The organism is Pseudomonas sp. XP1 (genome assembly GCF_053557675.1).
Genome location: NZ_JBNRIJ010000017.1, coordinates 1 through 18,015 on the forward strand (window position 1 = coordinate 1; position 18,015 = coordinate 18,015).

General features: G+C 63.0%; 19 protein-coding genes and 1 pseudogene. 4 read left to right on the top strand and 16 right to left on the bottom strand.

Features of this window, described 5'->3' with window-relative positions; genetic code table 11:
* Positions 1-135: 135 nt before the first annotated feature.
* From ku to ACK1U9_RS15950, 11 genes and pseudogenes are all read right to left on the bottom strand, one after another.
* Complete coding sequence (gene ku / locus ACK1U9_RS15900) at positions 136-957, bottom strand: non-homologous end joining protein Ku (protein WP_153671343.1); 822 nt, start codon at positions 955-957, stop codon at positions 136-138.
* A gap of 73 nt (positions 958-1,030) precedes the next feature.
* Positions 1,031-1,936 carry an SDR family oxidoreductase gene (locus ACK1U9_RS15905; protein ID WP_046614176.1) on the bottom strand — a complete coding sequence of 302 codons (906 nt, stop codon included), beginning with the start codon at positions 1,934-1,936 and terminating at the stop codon, positions 1,031-1,033.
* A gap of 405 nt (positions 1,937-2,341) precedes the next feature.
* On the bottom strand, positions 2,342-2,929 hold the full coding sequence (locus tag ACK1U9_RS15910) for a 5'-methylthioadenosine/S-adenosylhomocysteine nucleosidase family protein (RefSeq protein WP_108480855.1): 588 nt from the start codon (positions 2,927-2,929) through the stop codon (positions 2,342-2,344).
* 56 nt (positions 2,930-2,985) lie between these two features.
* Positions 2,986-4,092: a carboxylate-amine ligase gene (locus ACK1U9_RS15915; protein ID WP_108480854.1), complete on the bottom strand. Its 1,107-nt coding sequence runs from the start codon at positions 4,090-4,092 to the stop codon at positions 2,986-2,988.
* Positions 4,093-4,098: 6 nt separating this feature from the next.
* Positions 4,099-5,052 carry a methyltransferase gene (locus tag ACK1U9_RS15920; RefSeq protein ID WP_108480853.1) on the bottom strand — a complete coding sequence of 318 codons (954 nt, stop codon included), beginning with the start codon at positions 5,050-5,052 and terminating at the stop codon, positions 4,099-4,101.
* Complete coding sequence (locus tag ACK1U9_RS15925) at positions 5,052-6,386, bottom strand: iron-containing redox enzyme family protein (RefSeq protein WP_196172811.1); 1,335 nt, start codon at positions 6,384-6,386, stop codon at positions 5,052-5,054. The genes ACK1U9_RS15920 and ACK1U9_RS15925 overlap by 1 nt, the downstream gene beginning before the upstream one ends.
* Positions 6,387-6,407: 21 nt before the next feature.
* On the bottom strand, positions 6,408-6,605 hold the full coding sequence (locus tag ACK1U9_RS15930) for a hypothetical protein (protein WP_085598937.1): 198 nt from the start codon (positions 6,603-6,605) through the stop codon (positions 6,408-6,410).
* 60 nt (positions 6,606-6,665) lie between these two features.
* Positions 6,666-6,785 (bottom strand): annotated as a pseudogene (locus ACK1U9_RS15935) (general stress protein); the annotation flags it as partial.
* Positions 6,786-6,990: 205 nt separating this feature from the next.
* Positions 6,991-8,274 carry an NTP/NDP exchange transporter gene (locus ACK1U9_RS15940; protein WP_108480850.1) on the bottom strand — a complete coding sequence of 428 codons (1,284 nt, stop codon included), beginning with the start codon at positions 8,272-8,274 and terminating at the stop codon, positions 6,991-6,993.
* Positions 8,275-8,278: 4 nt separating this feature from the next.
* Positions 8,279-9,187, bottom strand: coding sequence for an aldo/keto reductase (locus ACK1U9_RS15945; protein WP_108480849.1), 909 nt, complete (start codon positions 9,185-9,187; stop codon positions 8,279-8,281).
* Positions 9,188-9,276: 89 nt separating this feature from the next.
* Positions 9,277-10,140 carry a Dyp-type peroxidase gene (locus ACK1U9_RS15950; RefSeq protein WP_046614185.1) on the bottom strand — a complete coding sequence of 288 codons (864 nt, stop codon included), beginning with the start codon at positions 10,138-10,140 and terminating at the stop codon, positions 9,277-9,279.
* Positions 10,141-10,325: 185 nt separating this feature from the next.
* Between ACK1U9_RS15950 and ACK1U9_RS15955 the strand changes: the two genes are divergently transcribed.
* Positions 10,326-11,219: a bile acid:sodium symporter family protein gene (locus ACK1U9_RS15955; RefSeq protein WP_046614186.1), complete on the top strand. Its 894-nt coding sequence runs from the start codon at positions 10,326-10,328 to the stop codon at positions 11,217-11,219.
* 118 nt (positions 11,220-11,337) lie between these two features.
* On the opposite strand, the gene ACK1U9_RS15960 is transcribed toward ACK1U9_RS15955, so the two are convergent.
* Entirely contained in the window at positions 11,338-11,805 is a 468-nt protein-coding gene (locus tag ACK1U9_RS15960) for a sterol desaturase family protein (RefSeq protein ID WP_046614187.1), read from the bottom strand.
* A gap of 166 nt (positions 11,806-11,971) precedes the next feature.
* Here ACK1U9_RS15960 and ACK1U9_RS15965 point away from each other — a divergent pair, with 166 nt between their 5' ends.
* Positions 11,972-12,481: a GNAT family N-acetyltransferase gene (locus ACK1U9_RS15965; protein WP_108480848.1), complete on the top strand. Its 510-nt coding sequence runs from the start codon at positions 11,972-11,974 to the stop codon at positions 12,479-12,481.
* 128 nt (positions 12,482-12,609) lie between these two features.
* On the opposite strand, the gene ACK1U9_RS15970 is transcribed toward ACK1U9_RS15965, so the two are convergent.
* Positions 12,610-14,178: a sensor domain-containing diguanylate cyclase gene (locus ACK1U9_RS15970; protein ID WP_449110002.1), complete on the bottom strand. Its 1,569-nt coding sequence runs from the start codon at positions 14,176-14,178 to the stop codon at positions 12,610-12,612.
* Positions 14,179-14,330: 152 nt separating this feature from the next.
* Between ACK1U9_RS15970 and ACK1U9_RS15975 the strand changes: the two genes are divergently transcribed.
* Positions 14,331-14,831, top strand: a complete 501-nt coding sequence (locus tag ACK1U9_RS15975; protein WP_449110003.1) for a DUF4142 domain-containing protein — start codon at positions 14,331-14,333, stop codon at positions 14,829-14,831.
* 8 nt (positions 14,832-14,839) lie between these two features.
* On the top strand, positions 14,840-15,091 hold the full coding sequence (locus tag ACK1U9_RS15980) for a hypothetical protein (protein WP_013972652.1): 252 nt from the start codon (positions 14,840-14,842) through the stop codon (positions 15,089-15,091).
* A 108-nt stretch (positions 15,092-15,199) separates the two neighbouring features.
* Here the strand turns inward: ACK1U9_RS15980 and ACK1U9_RS15985 are convergent, their stop codons facing one another.
* From ACK1U9_RS15985 to codA, 3 genes are all read right to left on the bottom strand, one after another.
* The gene (locus ACK1U9_RS15985) at positions 15,200-15,370 is read right to left on the bottom strand and encodes a DUF6021 family protein (protein ID WP_219928554.1); all 171 of its coding nucleotides are present in this window, start codon (positions 15,368-15,370) and stop codon (positions 15,200-15,202) included.
* 55 nt (positions 15,371-15,425) lie between these two features.
* A complete protein-coding gene (locus tag ACK1U9_RS15990; RefSeq protein WP_449110004.1) occupies positions 15,426-16,412 on the bottom strand; it encodes a DNA-binding protein in 987 nt (328 codons plus the stop codon).
* Positions 16,413-16,640: 228 nt separating this feature from the next.
* On the bottom strand, positions 16,641-17,882 hold the full coding sequence (codA, locus tag ACK1U9_RS15995; RefSeq protein ID WP_046614192.1) for a cytosine deaminase: 1,242 nt from the start codon (positions 17,880-17,882) through the stop codon (positions 16,641-16,643).
* Positions 17,883-18,015 lie beyond the last annotated feature (133 nt).

The following is an 18,015-nucleotide window of genomic DNA, read 5'->3' on the forward strand; positions in this document are numbered from 1 at the left end:
ATTCGCCTTGATGAAGACTCAAGGCGAATACATGAGCAAAGGGGGCAAAAAGCATTGCCCACAACCATAGAATCTCCCACAGGGGGCCGCGTTATGTACAGTTCCATGCGAGCTGGCTTGCGGTAACGATTCCTTTCACGACGCCTTGCGTGTCTTCTTCGCCGGCTTCTTGCCACCGAGGCTGCGCTTGAGCAGTTCGGTGAGGTCGAGGATGTCGGCGCTTTTCCCCGCTTCCGTCGCCTCGCCCTTCTCCACGGTCTCGATCTTGCCTTTGCTGGCCTTCTCTTCCACCAGGTCCATGATGGTCTGGCGGAAGGCATCGTGGTAGTCCGCCGGCTTCCAAGGGCCGCTCATGTCTTCCACCAGGCGCTTGGCCATGTCCAGTTCGCGCTTGTCCACCTTGGCCTCGGTGACGCTGCTGTCCAGTTCCAATGTTTCCAGCCCGCGCACCTCCTCCGGCCAGCGCAGGGTGATCATCACCAACGCGTCGTCCAGTGGCCGCAACAACGCCAGGTGCTGACGGGTGTGCAGCACCACCGTGGCCAGCGCCACCTTGCTGGTTTTCGCCAGGGTTTCGCGCAGCAAGGCGTATACCTTGCCGCCACGTCGGTCGGGGGTTAGGTAGTACGGCGTGTCGAAGTGCTGCAGCGGGATCTCGCCAGCTTCGACGAAGGAAAAGATATCGATCGTCTGGGTCGCCTCGGGGCGGGCCTTGCGGATTTCCTCCTCGCTGATCACCACGTAGCGGCCCTTCTCGAACTCGACGCCCTTGACGATGTTGTCCTTGTCGATTTCCTTGCCGGTGACCTTGTTCACCCGCTTGTAGCCGACCGGCTCCATGCTGCGCTTGTCGAGCCAGTCAAAATCGACCCGCTCGGTGCGCACCGCGGTATTGAGGGCCACGGGGATGTGCACGAGGCCGAAACTGATGGCGCCTTTCCAGATTGCCCTAGCCATGAAGCTGCTCCCAGGGTTGCCTGCCAATACCTGAATCGACTGCAACGGGCGGCGAAGGTTTAGCCGCCCCGCCCTACGGCAGCGGGTTGCCACCCGTCACGCCAAAAACCTCGCCGGTGATGTAGCTGGATTCCTGGCTGGCCAGCAACACATAAACCGGCGCACATTCGGCGGGCTGCCCCGGTCGCTTCATCGGTGTATGCGCGCCGAAGTCGGGGATTTTCTCTGGTGGTTGACCGCCGCTGGGCTGCAGCACGGTCCAGATGGGACCAGGGGCCACGGCATTGACCCGGATACCGCGCTCGATCACCTGCTTGGCCAAGGCCTTGGTGAAGGCGACGATCGCGGCCTTGGTGGTGGCATAGTCGAGCAAGGTGGCTGAAGGCTGATAGGACTGGATCGAGGCGGTGTTGATGATGGTCGCCCCCGCCGGCATCAGCGGCACGGCCGCCTGGCACAGCCAGAACAGCGCGTAGACGTTGGTTTTCAAGGTGTGGTCGAACTGCTCGTGGCTGACCTGGCTGATGTCCTTGCGCGCTTCCTGCTTGCCGGCGACGTTGACCAGGATGTCCAGGCCACCGAGCTGCTCGTGGGCCTGATCGACCAGCTCCTTGCAGAACTGCTCATCCTTAAGGTCACCGGCAATAGCCACCACCTTGCGGCCTTCTGCTTCGATCAGCTTGATGACTTCGCGGGCGTCGGGTTGTTCGATAGGCAGGTAATTGAGGGCAATGTCGGCGCCCTCTCGGGCGAAGGCGATGGCCACGGCCCGGCCGATGCCCGAATCGGCACCGGTGATCAGCGCCTTGCGCCCTGCCAGCCGGCCAAAGCCCTTGTAGGTGGTTTCGCCATGGTCTGGCTCGGGGTGCATGTTGGCGTCCAGCCCCGGTGCTGGCTGGCCTTGGGCCGGGAACGGCGGGTGCGGGTACTGGGTCAGCGGGTTCTGCATGCTGAACTGGTCGTGGGGTTTGCTGGGCATGGGGCACTCCTCTGGTGAAACCGGTATTGGCCCAATCGCGGGCTGGCCCGCCCCCACAGGTATTGAAGCTGGTGGTAGTCCTGTGGAGGTGGGCCAGCCCGCGAAGGCCGCTCTACAGATTTCGAGGTAAACCGCCATCGATGGTTTTTTCCAACTGGCCCATACACCGACCAGCGGTCAACGCGTCACTCAAAGCGACTAGTTCCGTACCGCAACTGCCGCATCGTTGTCGTTGTCATGCGCATCGCCTGGGCCTCTGCCGGCCATGCCACCAGGGTCACCATCGCCGGCCCCAGGGCCACCATAGCCACCAACCGCCATCACCTCCGTGACCACTGCCTCCGCTTCCCCTGAGTTCAAAGGACCGAATATAAGGCCAAGGCAAGTGTCAGCGCCTGCCAGCAATCACGCCTGGCTGAACAGCACCCGCCTGAAAGCCTCGGCCGCCAGGTGCACCTGCACCGCCCAGTCCTGCGCCGCGTCACTGCCGGCGTCATCGGAAATGTACTTCAGGCACACGAACGGGATGCCTTCGCCGCGTGCGATCAGGGCCAGCACGTAGGCTTCCATGTCGACCACGTCATAAGGTGCATCGCCATGGTTGATCTCGAAGCTGTCGCCACTGCCGCAGGTCTCCAGGGCCAGGCCGGGGATCTGCGCCCCATGCTCCAACACCACCGGGATGTCCGACAGAGGCGTCTGGTAGCGAGCGAAGCCCAGCGGGGTCACGTCCATGTCGCGCTGCACGAAGCGGGTGCAGCACACCACTTCGCCCTTGCCATGGCGCTGACTGCCGGCCGAGCCGAGGTTGACGATCAGCCTGGGCCGGCGCGCGGCAATGGCCTTGGTCAGGGCGATGGCGGCATTGACCTTGCCGATACCGGTGAACACGGTGTTGACGTCAGCGAATACATCGCCGGCCTCGGCTTCGAGGGCGAAGACAAACAACGTGTCGTCCAGGGAAATGTCGGGGAATTGCTTGATCAGCATCATGGCGCTGGTGGTTCCGGGTGGCTGCGAAAGGCGCGGCCATTTTCGGCCAACCCTGGCTAATTGCAAGCCCCGGCGGCCACCACGGCCCTTAACGCCTGCGCCTTGCCCAAGCCGGCAGCACTGGCCTCGGCCAGGCATCGCAGTTGCTGGTCGGCATGGGTGCCGTCGCGCAGCAGGCGTTGTGCATGCTGGAAGGCGCGTTCGGCGTCTACGGTGTCGATCGGTACCTGCTCCAGCAACTGGGCCAACCACCCTTCGGCCGTGACGGGCTGTTGCTCATGCAGGCCAACGAACTCGCCCCGGCGCCCATGGCGCATGGCGCGCCAGTAGTTTTCCTGGGTGATCCAGCGCAGCTCGCGGTTGCAGGCTGCCGGGTCATGCCGGTACACGATGCTGTGCTCGACCAAGTGGCGAAACAGCGCGGCGATGCACAGCGCATCCTCAAGCCGCGGGCAGCCATCGCAGATGCGCAGTTCGACCGTCGGGAAGCGCCGCGAAGGCCGAATCGCCCACCAGAAGTCGCCATCTGCGGCCAGCGACCCTGTGCGTTGCAGCAAGGCGCGGTAGCGCTCGTAGGCGGCCCAGTCCGGCAAAGGCTCGGGCAAGCCCATGTGCGGCCACTCCCCGCAAATAACCCGACGATAGCTCATGTAGCCGGTGCACTGGCCTTCCCACAGCGGGGATGACGTACTCAGCACCAGCAACAAGGGCAACCAGCCCAATACACGGTTGATCACTTGCATGCGGTCGCAACCTGGCGGTACGCCCACGTGTACATGCAGGCCGTTGAGCAGGCTGCGCCGCGCCACCTGCCGGTAGTCAGCGAACAGTTGCTGGTAATGCGCCGGGGTGGCAGGTTTCTGCCGCAGCCAGGCGCCGTTGGGGTGGCTTGCCGCACCGTACAGGCCCATGCCCTCTTCGGCCAGCGCGGTGCTGAGCCGCTGGCGGCTGTGCTGGAAGAACTCGCGTGCCTCGAACAGGTTGGCGAACACCGGCGAGGCCACCTCGATCTGGCTGCGGAACATTTCCTGGGCAAAATGCTGGCCCAAGGCTTCCTGGCAACGCTCGAACACAGCTGGCGAAGGCGTGGCTGGCACCTGCCCTGTGTCCAGGTTCACCAGCAGGTATTCTTCCTCGATGCCGAACGTGCAGGGTCGGGCCATGCTGCCTCAGCTGTTGCGGGTAACTGTGAGCACCACCGCGGCGATGCGCTCGACCTGCTGGTAACCGGGTTCGCTCAGTTGCTCGCCGAACACGTCCGGGTCGATTTCCCGATACACCCAGGACCATTCCGGGCCTGCCAGGCGCAGGCGGATGGCTTCGAGCAAGGCGTCTCGGCCGTCGACTATCGCCACTCCGGTATACAACAGTAGCGAGCCCCCTGGGCCGAGCCGCTCGCAGGCTTGTTCGACGATCCGCAGCGAAAGCTGCGCACCGAGCGAACCGCCACCATGCCGATAGGTACGTTCGCTGGCATCGAGCATGTATGGCGGGTTGGCAACGATAAGGTCGAACAGGCCGGTAATGCCGCCGAGCAGGTCACTAGGTTCCACGGAGACATTGCTCAGGCCCGCCAATGCCGCGTTGATCGCAGTGTAACGCAGCGCGAGCGGGTTGATATCCACGGCGCTGACCTGGGCATGGGGAACCGCCCTGGCAATCAGCAAGGCGCCGACACCCGTGCCGCAACCGATGTCCACCGCATGCTCGACGCGCTTTGGGGTACGTTGCAGGTGATCCTGGATGACTTGGGCGAAACGGTAACTGTCGGGGCCGAAAAACACCGCGTCGGATTGTTGAGTGGGGTACGCAGAGTGCACCAGCAGCAGGTCGTCGAGCGTGGACCAGCGCACGCTGCTGATCAACAAATCACCGTGCTCCTCGAGAACCTGGGCCTGCCGCATCTGATCCAGCTCATCGGCAGAAACCAATGATGAACAGAACGGACGGTTCCAGCCGAACACATCGCGCACTGTCCGGGCCTGCCTGGCATCCGGGCGCGCATTCACGCGAGCATGGGTTGCCGGGGTGACGCAGGTGAAGTGGTAGCCGTCGGCGCGCAGGCGCCTGCCCAATCGCAGCATTGCCTGGTCAGCCTGAATCTGTTGCGGATCGAGAAGCATCAGCGGGTCACCTCCTGTACAAGGCCGGTAGCACGCAGGTAGCGCCGAGTGGCCAGCAAGCCTTCCGGTGTTGCATGGCGGTTACCGGACATCGTGTCGATCAAGCTCTCGATATCGGCGTCCGGGGCAGAAGCTGCAAGCGCGTCATCCGAATGCACTTGCACCTCCCAACTGCCAGGCAGCACGCGGCGCCCCCGGGCTTGCCAGCCTGCCGCGATCCAGTCGTGCCATAGTTGTTTTTCATAGGCAGTGAACACCCCATACATCGGTGCCGAGGGACCGTCGATGAGCGCCCACCAGCGGCTGTTGGCAGGAGCTTCACCGCGGCGGATCCAGCCCTGTGCCTGCAGGGCCTGCACAAACGCGGGCATGGCGCCGGGCTCGGCCAGCCATTGGTTGATGGTGCGCTTTTGCAAGCGGCAATGGTCGGAATGCATGAACTGGCCAAAATTGCGCTTGTGCTCCAGTGCCGACAGCAACTCGGATTCAAGATCGAAGCTGCTGATCAGGCTGGGGGTATCAAGCCCCAGGTCGTTCAAGCGGTACCCGCTGCGCACACGCTGGTAGAACTGGCCAGCGTCGTTGGCCGGGCAGAGTTGGCGCAGCGCCTGGATGGACAGATGCGCATGCCCGCTGGCAGCGTTGTCGATGGTCACGTGAAGCTGGAAATAATGGCCATCGATGCCCATTTCCGCCAGTTCGTAGGTGGTAATCAGCAGATGCAACGGTGGTTGTTCATAGCCCAGGTTGTAGCCGATCACCTCGGGAAGAAAATCATCCCCGTGGCGCCCCAATGCCAACTGCAAGGCCCCTTGCAGGTAACGCTGGTCGTCCAGCTCAGGCAAACCCAGGCAACCCAGCCGGCTCAACAGCCGTTGGTAGATCAGCACATGGTTACAGCGCGGATCACCGCCGCCCAATTCTTCCAGATAGGTGCGAATCAGGCCGTGATAACGCGGATCGCCCCAATGTCGCAAGGTACTGTGCAGCCATGCCCCGTCCACTGCCTTGGTGGGCGCCACCTGTTGCAGGAACCACAAAGCCTGGGCGCGGTTGGCAAAATAGCGCCGCGGTGCGCCTTGGCGTCGTTGCTCGAGGTAACTGGCATAGGCTTCGGCCACCCGGCTTGCATGGCAAGCGCTCCACGCCTCCAGCTGAGCAGGATCGGCAGGCAGGTCATCCGGCAAACGCTGCGCGCGTGCCAGTTGTTCGCTCAGCCACGCTGCGCTCGTGGCGTCGTGGCCCATGAGCAACTTGTGGTAACGCTCCTTCAGGCTTGGCCCATTTGCCGAAGCCGGTATCACCGCGCCGGTCTTGCGGGTCATTACCGTCATGCCGTAGTCCTTGTCCGCGTTTTATTGGCTGGGTTTCTGGCCGGGCATCGGCTCAGGGTCCGGCGCAGGTTGGGGAGCAGGTTTGTCGCCGGGTTGCTGCATCTGCAGCGAAGGTTTGCTCTGGTCGGCATCCTTTGCCGGGTGGTCGTTGTCCCGGTCGAAACAGCCACCCAGCACGCCAAGTGTGCCCACCAGCGCCATCAGAGGGATCAATCGCATGGGGTTCTCCTCTTGTGCAGAATCGCAGTGCCCGATCACCCGGGCACTGCGCAGCCTCACTTACGAACGGCCGCCCTTGCGGCCCGATTCGCTGGTACGGCCACCTCCGGATTGCTGGCCGCCCTTGCGCCCAGCTTCGGAGGCTTTTTCGCGGTCATTGGCAAAGTTGCCCGGGTTCTTGTTGCCACCCTGGCTGCCTTGCTGGTTGCCGGTGCGGCTGTTCTCTTTGTTGGCCATGGTCTTAAACCTCGTATGACTTCGGAATGCACGGCATTACCTGCCGTACACCTGTTGGGAGTTCGGTCATTTCGGCGGATTCGGTTTAATGCGAAGCGTTCGGACCAGCGGCATTAAATAAGCGGCATCAGCATATTTTGCGCGCCTGTCAGTCGTGCGATGTGCTATCCAGGCGTGCCTGTCGCCTTCCCAGCCAGGCTCCGGTCATCGCCCAGCCCAAGGCAATCAGCGTACCGATCAGCATCGCCAGTTGCGGGTGCTCGCCCATTACGTCCAGCACTCGTTTGAGCCAGCCACTCAATGCATCACCGCCGCGGTAGACGACCGTGTCGATGAAGTTCTTGGCCTTGTACTTGTCCTCGGCGGGCAGCACGGTGAACAGCATCTCCCGCCCCGGCCGCACCAGCGCGTATTCACCGGCCCGGCGCACCACCATCACCACCACGAACACGGCGAACACCGGGGCCAGTGCCAGCCACATGAAACCCGCGGCCATCACCAGCGGCACCGCCACCAGCAGCACGCCCACCCCCATTCGGCGGGCCAGGCGACCGGTGAGAAACACCTGGGTAAGGATGGCCAAGGCCTGTACTACGGTGTCGATCAGGCCGAACACCTGGGTTTGCCGGGTACGGTCGGTGAAGGTTTCGCTGACGATGCGCGCCTGTTCGAAATACAGGAAGGTGCTGACGCTGGCGAGCAACACCACGAACAGGGCAATGCCCAGCAGGTAGGGCGAGCGCAGTACGGCAGTGGCACCGGCAAACGGGTTGCCGCCCAGTGGCCGTGAATCTGCCCGCTCGGCTTGCGCAGGCAGTGGGTGCCGCGTTCGCCAGCGTTGCAGGTACAACGTAGCGCCGATGCTGCCCAGCAGAAACGCGGCGGCCAGCACCAGCAACCCGGCATGGCCCAGCGGCGCCACCAGCAGCGTACCCATGATGGGGCCACTGAGCCCACCCAGGCTGGCCCCGGCCGCCAGCAGGCCGAACAGGCGCTTGCCTTGCGCGGTTGAGAAAAGGTCGGCGAGCACGCTCCAGGCCAACGAGATGCTCAGCAGGTTGAACACCGACAACCAGATATAGAAGGCCCGAGCCGTCCACGAAGCATCGGAATTGCGGGCAAACAGCACGGCGAACAGCAGGAGGTTGCTGGCGAAAATGCCGTAGGTCCAGGGCAGGATGCGTCGGCGCGGCACCTTGGAGGCCAGCCAGCCAAACAACGGCAGGCACACCAGGGTGGCAATGAAGGTGCCGGTGAACAGCCATTGCAGGTTGTCCACGCCACCGGCAACGCCCATGGTTTCGCGCACCGGGCGCAGCATGAAATAGCCAGTGAACAACAGGTAGAACAACAGCAAACCGGCGGTAACCGCCGGCCATTCGCCGGGCTGGATGTTCAACCCCTGATCCAGGCGCCGCCGCCAGGCTGCCATGGGGTCAGGCAAACTGCTTGATCAGCGCCTGTTGCTGCGCCTGGGTCAGCAACGGCCCGTGCCCGGCCCTGAGCTGGTCAAGTTGGCGCTCGGGCCGGCTGGTCGCTGGGATGACCGTGGTCACCGCCGGGTGGCTGATGGCGAACTTCAGAAACAGCTGCGCCCAGCTGCCGATACCCGCCTCTGCCGCCCAGCCGGGCAAGGCCTGGTCCTTCACCCGGGCGAACAGGCGGCCATCGTCGAATGCCCGGTTGATCAGCACGGCAACGCCCTTGTCCTGGCACAGCGGCAGCAGTTCGCGGGCCGCGTCGGGGGCATTGACCGAGTAATTGATCTGGATGAAGTCCAGCGGTTCGCTGCGCACGATCCGGGCGACCTCGTCCTGGCCACTGTTCAGGTAATGAGTGATACCGACATAGCGGGTCTTGCCTTGCTGCTTCAATTCGCGGGCATAGGCCAGCTGGGTCTGCCAGTCCCGCAGGTTGTGGATCTGCAGCAAGTCGACCTTGTCGGTGCGCAGGCTCTCGAGGCTGCCGGCCCATTGCGCTTCGGCGTCTGCCCGGCTGTCGGCGGCTATCTTGGTGGCGATGAAGCATTGCCGGTGCCAGCCGCCCTCTTCCAGCAACTGGCCAAGAATGCTGTCGGCGCCGCCGTAGTTGGGCGAGGTGTCGATGACCCGGCCACCGCCTTCGAAGAACGCCTTCAGTACAAGTTTCAGCTGCTGGTACTGAGCCGAGCCGGCTTGCACTTCGAAACTGCCGGAAGTTCCTGCACCGATCACCGGCAGCGCTTCACCGGTGGTCGGCACGTTGCGGGTCAGCAAACCCTCCGGGGCAGCGGAGTGCAACCAGGGGCTGGCGGCCAGCAAGCCAAGGGTGGCACCCGCGCGTAGGACATCACGACGTGCGTACATGGAAAAGCTCCCGTCATGAAGCGGAAATTTCCAAGGCTAGCCGCTGTACCCCGCTGCGTCCGGTGTTTCTGTATCTGGATGTTTAGCGATCAGACGTGCAGCAGCAGGCTCAGGTCGATACCCGTCTCGCTCATGGGCGGGCACCAGTAGTACCCACCGGTCAGTGGCCGGCTGAAGCGGTACAGGCCGTCGATGATGCCGTCCTCCAGGCCGCTCATGCGCCGCAGCTGCACCTCGAACGCATCGAAACTATGGCCCAGGGCCACGAAGGCCAGGCCAGCGCCACGTTGGTCGGCCCAGGCCACCGAACGACGAACCATGAACGCTTCTGGTTCGAAACTTTCCTGGGCAGTGCGCTTGACGTGGGCGGACTCGGGGGCGTCCTCGAGCTCTTCGTTGTCGCTGAGGCGACGGCCGATGATGTTGTCCTGGTCGGCCTGGGGCAGCGACTTGAAGTACTCCAGGTCGTGCTTCCACAACTGGAAAGCGGCAAAGCTGGAGCCATCGGCGCCAATGGCCGCCTGCACGGCCTCCTGGTCCACCGGGTTTTCGGTGCCGTCCTCATAGCCGGTCAGGTCATGGCCGCCACGGTGCAGGAAGCCGTCGACGCTGTCGGCCAGGCGCAAGGCCGGTGCCAATGCCTGCTCCAGGGCCTGGGCCTGCAGCAGCAGGTCACCGCGCTGGTTGCCACGCAGCCACAGCCACAGGGCGTGTTGGGTGCTGGGGTTTTCGACCGCAGCATCCAGCTGAGGGAACGCTCGCAAGCCAGGTACTTCACGGCCCAAGGCCTTGGCCAGCGGGGCGCCGACACCCATGATCAACTGTTCGCCATCGACCTGCGGCAGCAAGGCATCGAGCGCAGCAGGCAGGGCCTCGGGCGACTGCAGGGTGAAGAACAGGTGACGGGCGTGGGCCGGCACCGGGGTGGCAAGCAGACCTTGCTGGAACGGCATGACAGGCTAATCCTCGGTAAAAAGCAGGAATGCTACTGTGCCAGCAGGCCCACTGCAACGAGGCATACAGCCTCACCGGCCGCTGCACTTGGAAACAAACGGTTACCAAGTGATGGCGCTTTGCAATTAGCTATCAATCAGGGCCGACCTACACTGCTCGGGATCCTTCGTCCGAGTGACTGCCCATGACCGCCTCACCTTTGCTCACCGCCTTTCTGCCGCTGGCCTTGGGCATCATCATGCTCGGCCTCGGGTTATCACTGACCCTGGCCGACTTCGCCCGCGTGGTGAAGTACCCCAAACCGGTGGTGGTAGGCCTGGTTTGTCAGATCCTGCTGCTGCCGCTGGTGTGCTTCCTGATTGCCAACGGCTTCGGCCTGGAGTCGGCCCTGGCGGTGGGGCTGATGCTGCTGGCCGCCTCGCCAGGCGGCACCACGGCCAACCTGTTCAGCCACCTGGCCCATGGCGATGTGGCGTTGAATATCACCCTGACGGCGGTCAACTCGCTGATCGCGATCCTGACCATGCCACTGCTGGTGAACCTGTCGTTGAGCTGGTTCATGGCATCGGACCAGGCCATACCGCTGCAGTTTGCCAAGGTGATGCAGGTGTTCGCCATCGTTCTGCTGCCGGTGGCGCTGGGCATGCTGGTTCGCCGCTTCGCACCCGCTTTTGCCGCGCGCATGGAGAAGCCGATGAAGCTGGTGGCCGCATTGTTCCTGGCGTTCACCATCGTCCTGGCGCTGGCCAAGGATTGGCAGACCGTGGTTGCGTATGCGCCGGTAGTGGGCCTGGCGGCGCTGCTGTTCAACCTGCTGAGCCTGGGCGTGGGCTACTGGGTGCCGCGCCTGTTGAACATCCCCAAGCGCCAGGCGATTGCCATCGGCATGGAGATCGGCATCCACAACGGCACCTTGGCGATTGCCCTGGCATTGAGCCCTTCGCTGCTGAACAACGCCACCATGGCGGTGCCGGCGGCGCTGTACAGCCTGATCATGTTCTTTACCGCAGCGGCGTTCGGCTGGTGGGTAAGCCGCGGGCATGTGGCGACGCAGCCCAAGGGTGAAACCGTAAATTGAAGGTACCGCTTGTGGCCCTATCGCCGGCAAGCCAGCCCCCAAAGGTACAGTGCTGGGCTGAGGGCTGGCGCTGTCCTTGTGGGAGCCGGCTTGCCGGCGATAGGGCCGGTACAGGTTTTTACAAATGGCTGCGCTTACGCCGCATCTGCTGCTTCAGCACTTTCAGCGGCGGAGCATAGAAAAACCCGAACGACACACTCCCCGTACGCCCCTTCACCGCATGATGCAACCGGTGCGCGCGATGCAAACGCTTGAGGTAGCGGTTGACCGGCCGTGGCTTGCGTGGCCAGTGCCGGTGAAACAACCCGTCGTGGGCCACGACATACAGCACGCCGTACCCCGCCACCCCGCCACCCACCCACTGCAAGGGTGCAAGGCCACTCTTGCCCATGGCCACCAGCAGCGTGGCGATCAGCCCCAGGGCCACAAGGTACAGGTCATTGGTTTCGAGCATGCCCAGTTGCGGCTCATGGTGCGAGCGGTGCAGCCACCAGCCCCAGCCATGCATGATGTACTTGTGAGCCAGCGTGCCAACGCCCTCCATGGCCACCAGAGTGCCGAACAGTACGGCGAGATTGAACAGCATGGAACGGTCCGGGGGATGGCAAGGGAAGGCGCAAGGGTACCGATTGCCCGCGTTTTTTTCCATGCAGGCGTGACCGGATGACGAAAGGTGTAAGCTCGGTGCGCTGGCAATTGCAGCCACAGGTGCTGACGGCAGGCCAGGACGTACAACTGGAAAGGACTTCTTCATGCGCATTCGCCCTACCCTCGAGCACGACATTCCATGGCTACCGGGCGTCGAACGCTCGGCTGCCCAGGCCTTTGCCGCCCGGCCGGCGCTGGCATGGCTGGCGCAAGGAGATGTGATGGACTGCGGCGCCCATCAGGCATTTGTCGAAGCTGGCGGTAGCTGGGTGGCCGAAGAGCCGGATGGGCGCATTATGGGATTTGCCTGTGCCCGGATCGAGGATCATGCGCTGCATCTTCATGAAATTTCGGTGCACCGGGAGGCCCAGGGGCAAGGTTTCGGGCGCAAGCTGCTGCTGCAGGTGATCGATGCGGCGCGTCAGGCCGGGGTGCGGGAGCTGACCCTGACCACCTTTGCCGATGTGCCATGGAATGCGCCGTTCTACGCGCGCATGGGTTTCGAGGTTATCGATGAGGGGCTGCTGGATGCACGCTTGCAGCAGATTCTGGCCAGCGAGCGTGCCCATGGCCTTGAGGGCCGCTGTGCGATGCGCCTTGGCTTGGATAACTAGACCCGCGGCTGCTCTGCAGCCCCATCGCCGGCAAGCCAGCTCGCACGGGGACCGCGCAGTGCAAAAGAGCTGCACATTACCTGTGGGCTGGCTTGCCGGTGATGGGGCCGGTACAGGCACCAGGGCCTTCATTCATCGACACTGACCACTGAACCTTCTGCCACACAATACCTGTCCCGCCCTTGGCGCTTGGCCTGGTACAGCGCCGCATCCGCTGCCGCCATCAGGCGCTCGGCCGTCACTCCCTCCCGCGCCAGGTCACCCACGGCAATCCCCGCACTGAACGATACCCGCCCCAGTGGGCTGCCCGCATGCTCCAGCGGCTGCCGACGCAACAGCTGTTGTACTTCCTGCACCAGCAGTTCCGCCCCGCGAGCATCGGTATCAGGCAGCAGCAGTGTGAACTCCTCGCCCCCATAGCGCACAGCCAGGTCGGCCGGCCGCTTCAGTGCTTGCTGCAGCAACTCGGCAAAGCGCCGCAGGCACTGGTCGCCCGCTGGGTGCCCGTAACGGTCGTTGTAGGCCTTGAAGTAATCCAGGTCGAGCATCACCAGCGCCAGCGGATAGCCCTGGCGTCGTGCACGGCGCAGCTCCGGCTCGAACACGGCATCCAGCCGACGGCGGTTACCCAGGCCGGTGAGGCTGTCGGTCAGTGCCAGGGCCTTCAGGGTCTGATGTGCCTGGAGCAGCGCCCGCTCGATGACGATACGCTCGCGCAACTGGCGCAGCACCACGCCACCAAAGGCCGCCAGCCCCACCAGCAACAACAGCAACAACGCCACCGACTTGATAGCATCGTGCCGCCAGGGCGCGACGATCGATTCCCGCGACAACCCCGCCTCCACTACCAGTGGGTAGCTGCCCAGCGCGCGATAGCCATACAACCGTGGCGTACCGTCCACCACGGCGACCGCTTCGGCCACCCCTTCGCTTGCGTGCGGCAGGTGGTTGCGGAAGATCTCGCTGCTGCTCAGGCTGCGGCCCACCACCTGCTCGACGAACGGCCGCCGTACCAGGATGGTGCCGTCACGCTTGGCCAGCACCAGCGCGCCGCGTTCGTCGATCTTGAAGTCGCCGTAGTAACGCACGAACCACTCCACCTTGATGGTGCCCAGCAACACCCCGGCGAAGCTGCCATCGGCATATTGCAGGCGCCGTGAAATGGGGATGATCAGGTCGCCAGTGGAACGGCTGCGCACCACCGAGCCGATGTGTACGCCACGGTCTGTATGGTCGCGGTGGTAGATGAAATAGTCGCGGTCGCCATTGTTGGCATTGGGCGGGACTACCGCCTGGTCGGTCACGATCCAGCTGCCATCCGGGCCATACACGAACAACCCGTGCAATTGCGGCATGATGCTTTTCTGCTGCACCAGCAAGGCATGCAGACGCGGCCGGTCGATGTGCTCGAAGCCGTCGCCCTCCAGGCGCTCGGCCAGCGCCGCGGTAATTGCATCGACCTGGCGGATGGCGTCTTCGGCATGCTGTGCCGTGGCCCGGGCCAGGTTGGTGACCATGTTCTCGGCGTTGGTGAAGGCGTGCCGGTAATCGCGCCAGATACGCCAGCCTTCAACCACGACGAAGGCCAGCATCACCACCAGCATGAACGCCAGTACCAGGCGGAACAGCGCCACGGCGCGGCCCTCGCCGGTTACCGCGAAGAACCCGTCCTCATCCTGTTTCCTGGCTGCACACATTGAAATCCCTAGCCATACCGCGTTCGCCGCCTTTCACTATAGTTCAGCGCCACCTGGGCGCGGCCGGCCAGTAAAAAGATTAAACCTTTGCCCTCGGTTCACCATCAACCGTACGCGACACTGAGGTCGCGCCACGGTTTAAGGAGTGAAGCATGAGCAGTCTCTTCATCAAGCGCGTCGGTTTCTCCATGGTGTTGGGCTTGGCATCGGTACAGACTATGGCGGCGAGTTCCGATGACTTCGTCGAAGCGGCCACCGAGGCCGGTATTGCCGAAGTGGTCACTGGCAAGCTGGCTCTGGAAAAAACTCAGAATGCCGAAATCAAGACCTTCGCCCAGCAGATGGTCACCGACCACACCCAGGCCAATCAGAAACTTGGCGACATCGCTCGCAAGCTCGATATTTCCGTACCCGATGAGGCGGCAATAACCGACAAGGTCAAGAAAATGATCCTGGAATGGCGGGAGGAGTCCTTTGACAAGTCTTACGTCAACAACCAGGTCGACGCTCACGAAAAGGCGGTGGAGTTGTTCAAGAAGGAAGCGGCATCTTCTGACAAGGCTGAATTGAAGGCCTTTGCCAGCGAAACCCTGCCCAAGCTGGAACAGCATCTGGAGCACGCCAAGGCGCTTCAGGCCAAACATGCCAAGTGAGGGCCGCCATGAGTAACGATGCATTGAAAGCCGAAGTGCTGACTCGCCTGCTGCATGCTCACCCCCAAGGGCTCGGCAAGGAAGTGCTGGACAACTACCGGGGCGAGAAAGCCGTGGCCGGTATGCTCAAGACGCTGCAGGAGGCCGGTTTGATCCAGGATGGCAGCGTTGCGGTGAGCAGCGACCACCAGATCAGCGTGAACTACCCCATCAAACTCTCGGCTGCGGGCGTGGAGGCAGCCAGGCAGGCAGAGTCCTGAGTCAAGCGAGCGTAGCTTGCCTGGCCAAGGCCTCAAGACAGCCTGCCCCAAGCAGTGCCGTGTTGATCGCGAGGGCCGCTGAGCGGCCCTTTGCGACAAATGCTACCTTCACGGTGCTTTTTCGACGTCCCGCGGTGGCTTGGCAGGCCCTTGAGGGTCGACTTGCGGATCCTCCACATCTGGCGAATCGGGGTCGAAACCCAAGTCCTGGCGTTTGTTCGCCTGCTCGGACGAATGGGGCCCTTGGGGATGTTTTCCTGGCTGTTGTGGTTCAGGCATGAGGCTTTCTCCAGTGAGTGTCTAGGGAAGAAACCACCGGCCTGGAAAAGTTTGATTAATCTGTATCCACAGCTAGCTGGGCACGGCATTGAACCAACGCTTCATCACGTTGTTTCAGCTGCTCCTCGAGCTGCTGCAGTTGGCGAGCCTGTTCCGTGCACAAGTCGCGCCTGGCCTCCAGGTTCTGGGCCTGCACATCCAGCTGCCGACGCATTTCCTCGCTGGCACCCTGCGCCTGGGCCAGGATCGTTCGCAAACCCTGGATCTGTGCGTCGCGCTGCTCCAGCAATTCGTCCTGCGCCCTGCAGGCGCTGGCGGCCTGGCGGTGCTCGCCCAACAAGCGCTCGTTGTCGCGGTGCAGTCGGGTCAGCTCGTCCTGCTTGACGATCATGCCTTGCTGCAGCTGACGCACCTCCACCTGCAACTGTTGCAGCTGTGCTTCGTGGCGACGCTGCTCCTGTTCACGCTGTTCGTGGCTGGCGTTGCGGTAGTGTTCCAGCGCATCGCGGGCATGACGGTGCTTGTCTTCCAGTGATCTTACCTGCTCGTCCTTGTCGGCCAGGCGCACCTGCAACTCGCCCAGCGACTGGTTGAGGCTGGCACTGCGCAGCTGTTCGGCCTGCAGGGTGCTTTGGGTGGAGAGCAGCTTTTCCGATTCGGCGGCCAGTGCGGCCACATCGATCTGATGCTGTTGGTGCGCCGCTGCCAGGGCCTGCTGGGCAATCGCCAGCTGTGCCTCCAGCTGTTCGCGCTGTCGAGTGAAGGTGCTTTCGGCCTGCTCGATCTTCAGGTCGGCCTCGTCCTGCAACTGGGTTGCCAGTTGCCCGACCATCCGGCTCAGCACATCACTCAGCGCAATGCCGCCCTCGGAAGCCACGGGCTGCTGGCCGTTCAATTCTTTCAGGTAGCGGTGAATCGTGGTCTTGGAGCCGGTGTTGCCCAGCTCGATACGTATGGCATCGATGCTGGGGTTCTCGCCCCGTGCAATCAGCGCCTGACGTGCCTGCTGCACTACAACCTTGTTTATACCGCCCCGGGCCATGCTTGCTCCTACGATTTTGTACCGTGTTATGTAGTATGTATTTACATACCAATTATGGAGACAGACCATTGCCCGTGCAAACACTTCCTATGGTGGAATAATCACGGCTTATCACATGTGATTGGTTCATGAAGGCCATACAAGGGAACAAACCAGTACGCCAGACAGCAAAACGCCCCGCTCGGCTTGAAGCCGGCGGGGCGTTGCAGAGGGCTGAGGCAGGCAGCGTCAGGTGTAGTGCTCGACCCTGGCAGGTGTTCTACGCATCAACACCTTGCCGTTGCGTATCGACACAAGTGCATGTCCCTGGCTGCGCACCATTTCGTAATCGTCCGGCGCCGACAGCAGCAACAGGTTCGCGGGCCGCCCCACCTCGATGCCGTAGCGCTCGCCCAGGTGCAGGGTGCGGGCGCTGTTGTCGGTAATCAGGTCCAGGCAGCGTTGCAGGTCTTCGTAGCCAAGCATGTGGCAGATGTGCAGGCCGGCCTCGAGAATACGCAGGATGTTGCCATTGCCCAGCGGGTACCAGGGGTCGACGATGGAATCCTGGCCAAAGCACACGTTCATCCCGGCCCGGTCGAGCTCGGCCACGCGAGTGACGCCGCGGCGTTTCGGGTAGTTGTCGAAACGCCCTTGCAGGTGAATGCTCTCGGTCGGGCAAGACACGAAATTGATACCCGATTGCTTTAACAGGCGAAACAGCTTGTAGCAGTAGGCATTGTCGTACGAGCCCATGGCCACGGTATGGCTGGCTGTCACCCGGGCGCTCATGTCGCGAACCCGCGCCTCTTCGGCCAGCACTTCGAGAAAGCGCGACTGCGGGTCGTCGGTCTCGTCGCAATGCACATCCACCAGGCAGCCGGTGCGCTCGGCCAGGTCCATCAGGAACTTGACCGAAGACACGCCCTGATCGCGGGTGTTCTCGAAATGCGGGATGCCGCCAATCACGTCGGCACCGATCGCCACCGCTTCGGCCATCAGCGCCCGGCCGTTGGCGTACGACTCGATACCCTCCTGGGGAAAGGCAACGATCTGCAGGTCGAGCAGGTGACGCACTTCTTCACGCACTTCGACCATGGCCTTGAGCGCGGTCAGGGTGGGGTCAGTGACATCGACATGGGTACGTACATGCTGGATGCCATGGTCCACCAGCATGCCGATGGTCCTTTTCGCGCGGTTCTTGATGTCGTCGTGGGTTGTGATTGCCTTGCGCTCGGCCCAGCGCTCGATGCCTTCGAACAGGGTGCCGCTCATGTTCCAGCGCGGCTCGCCGGCTGTCAGCGTGGCGTCCAGGTGGATGTGCGGCTCGATGAAAGGCGCCACTACCAGGTTCTGCCCGGCATCCAGGTCATCGGCAGCGCGCACCGCCACCCCTTCGGCCTGAGGCACGATGGCGGCGATGCGTTCGCCGTCGAGTTCGATGCGAAACAGGCCGGACCTGCCGCGCAGGCGTGCGTTGATGATGTTCATGATGCTTCTCCCTGGGCTTTGCGGGTGGCCCCTACCAGCATAGTGGCCCAAGCCTTGTGGTATTTGCTACTGGCCCTATCGCCGGCAAGCCAGCTCCCACAGGTAAATCACAGCCTTGAAGTCTGCGCAGTAC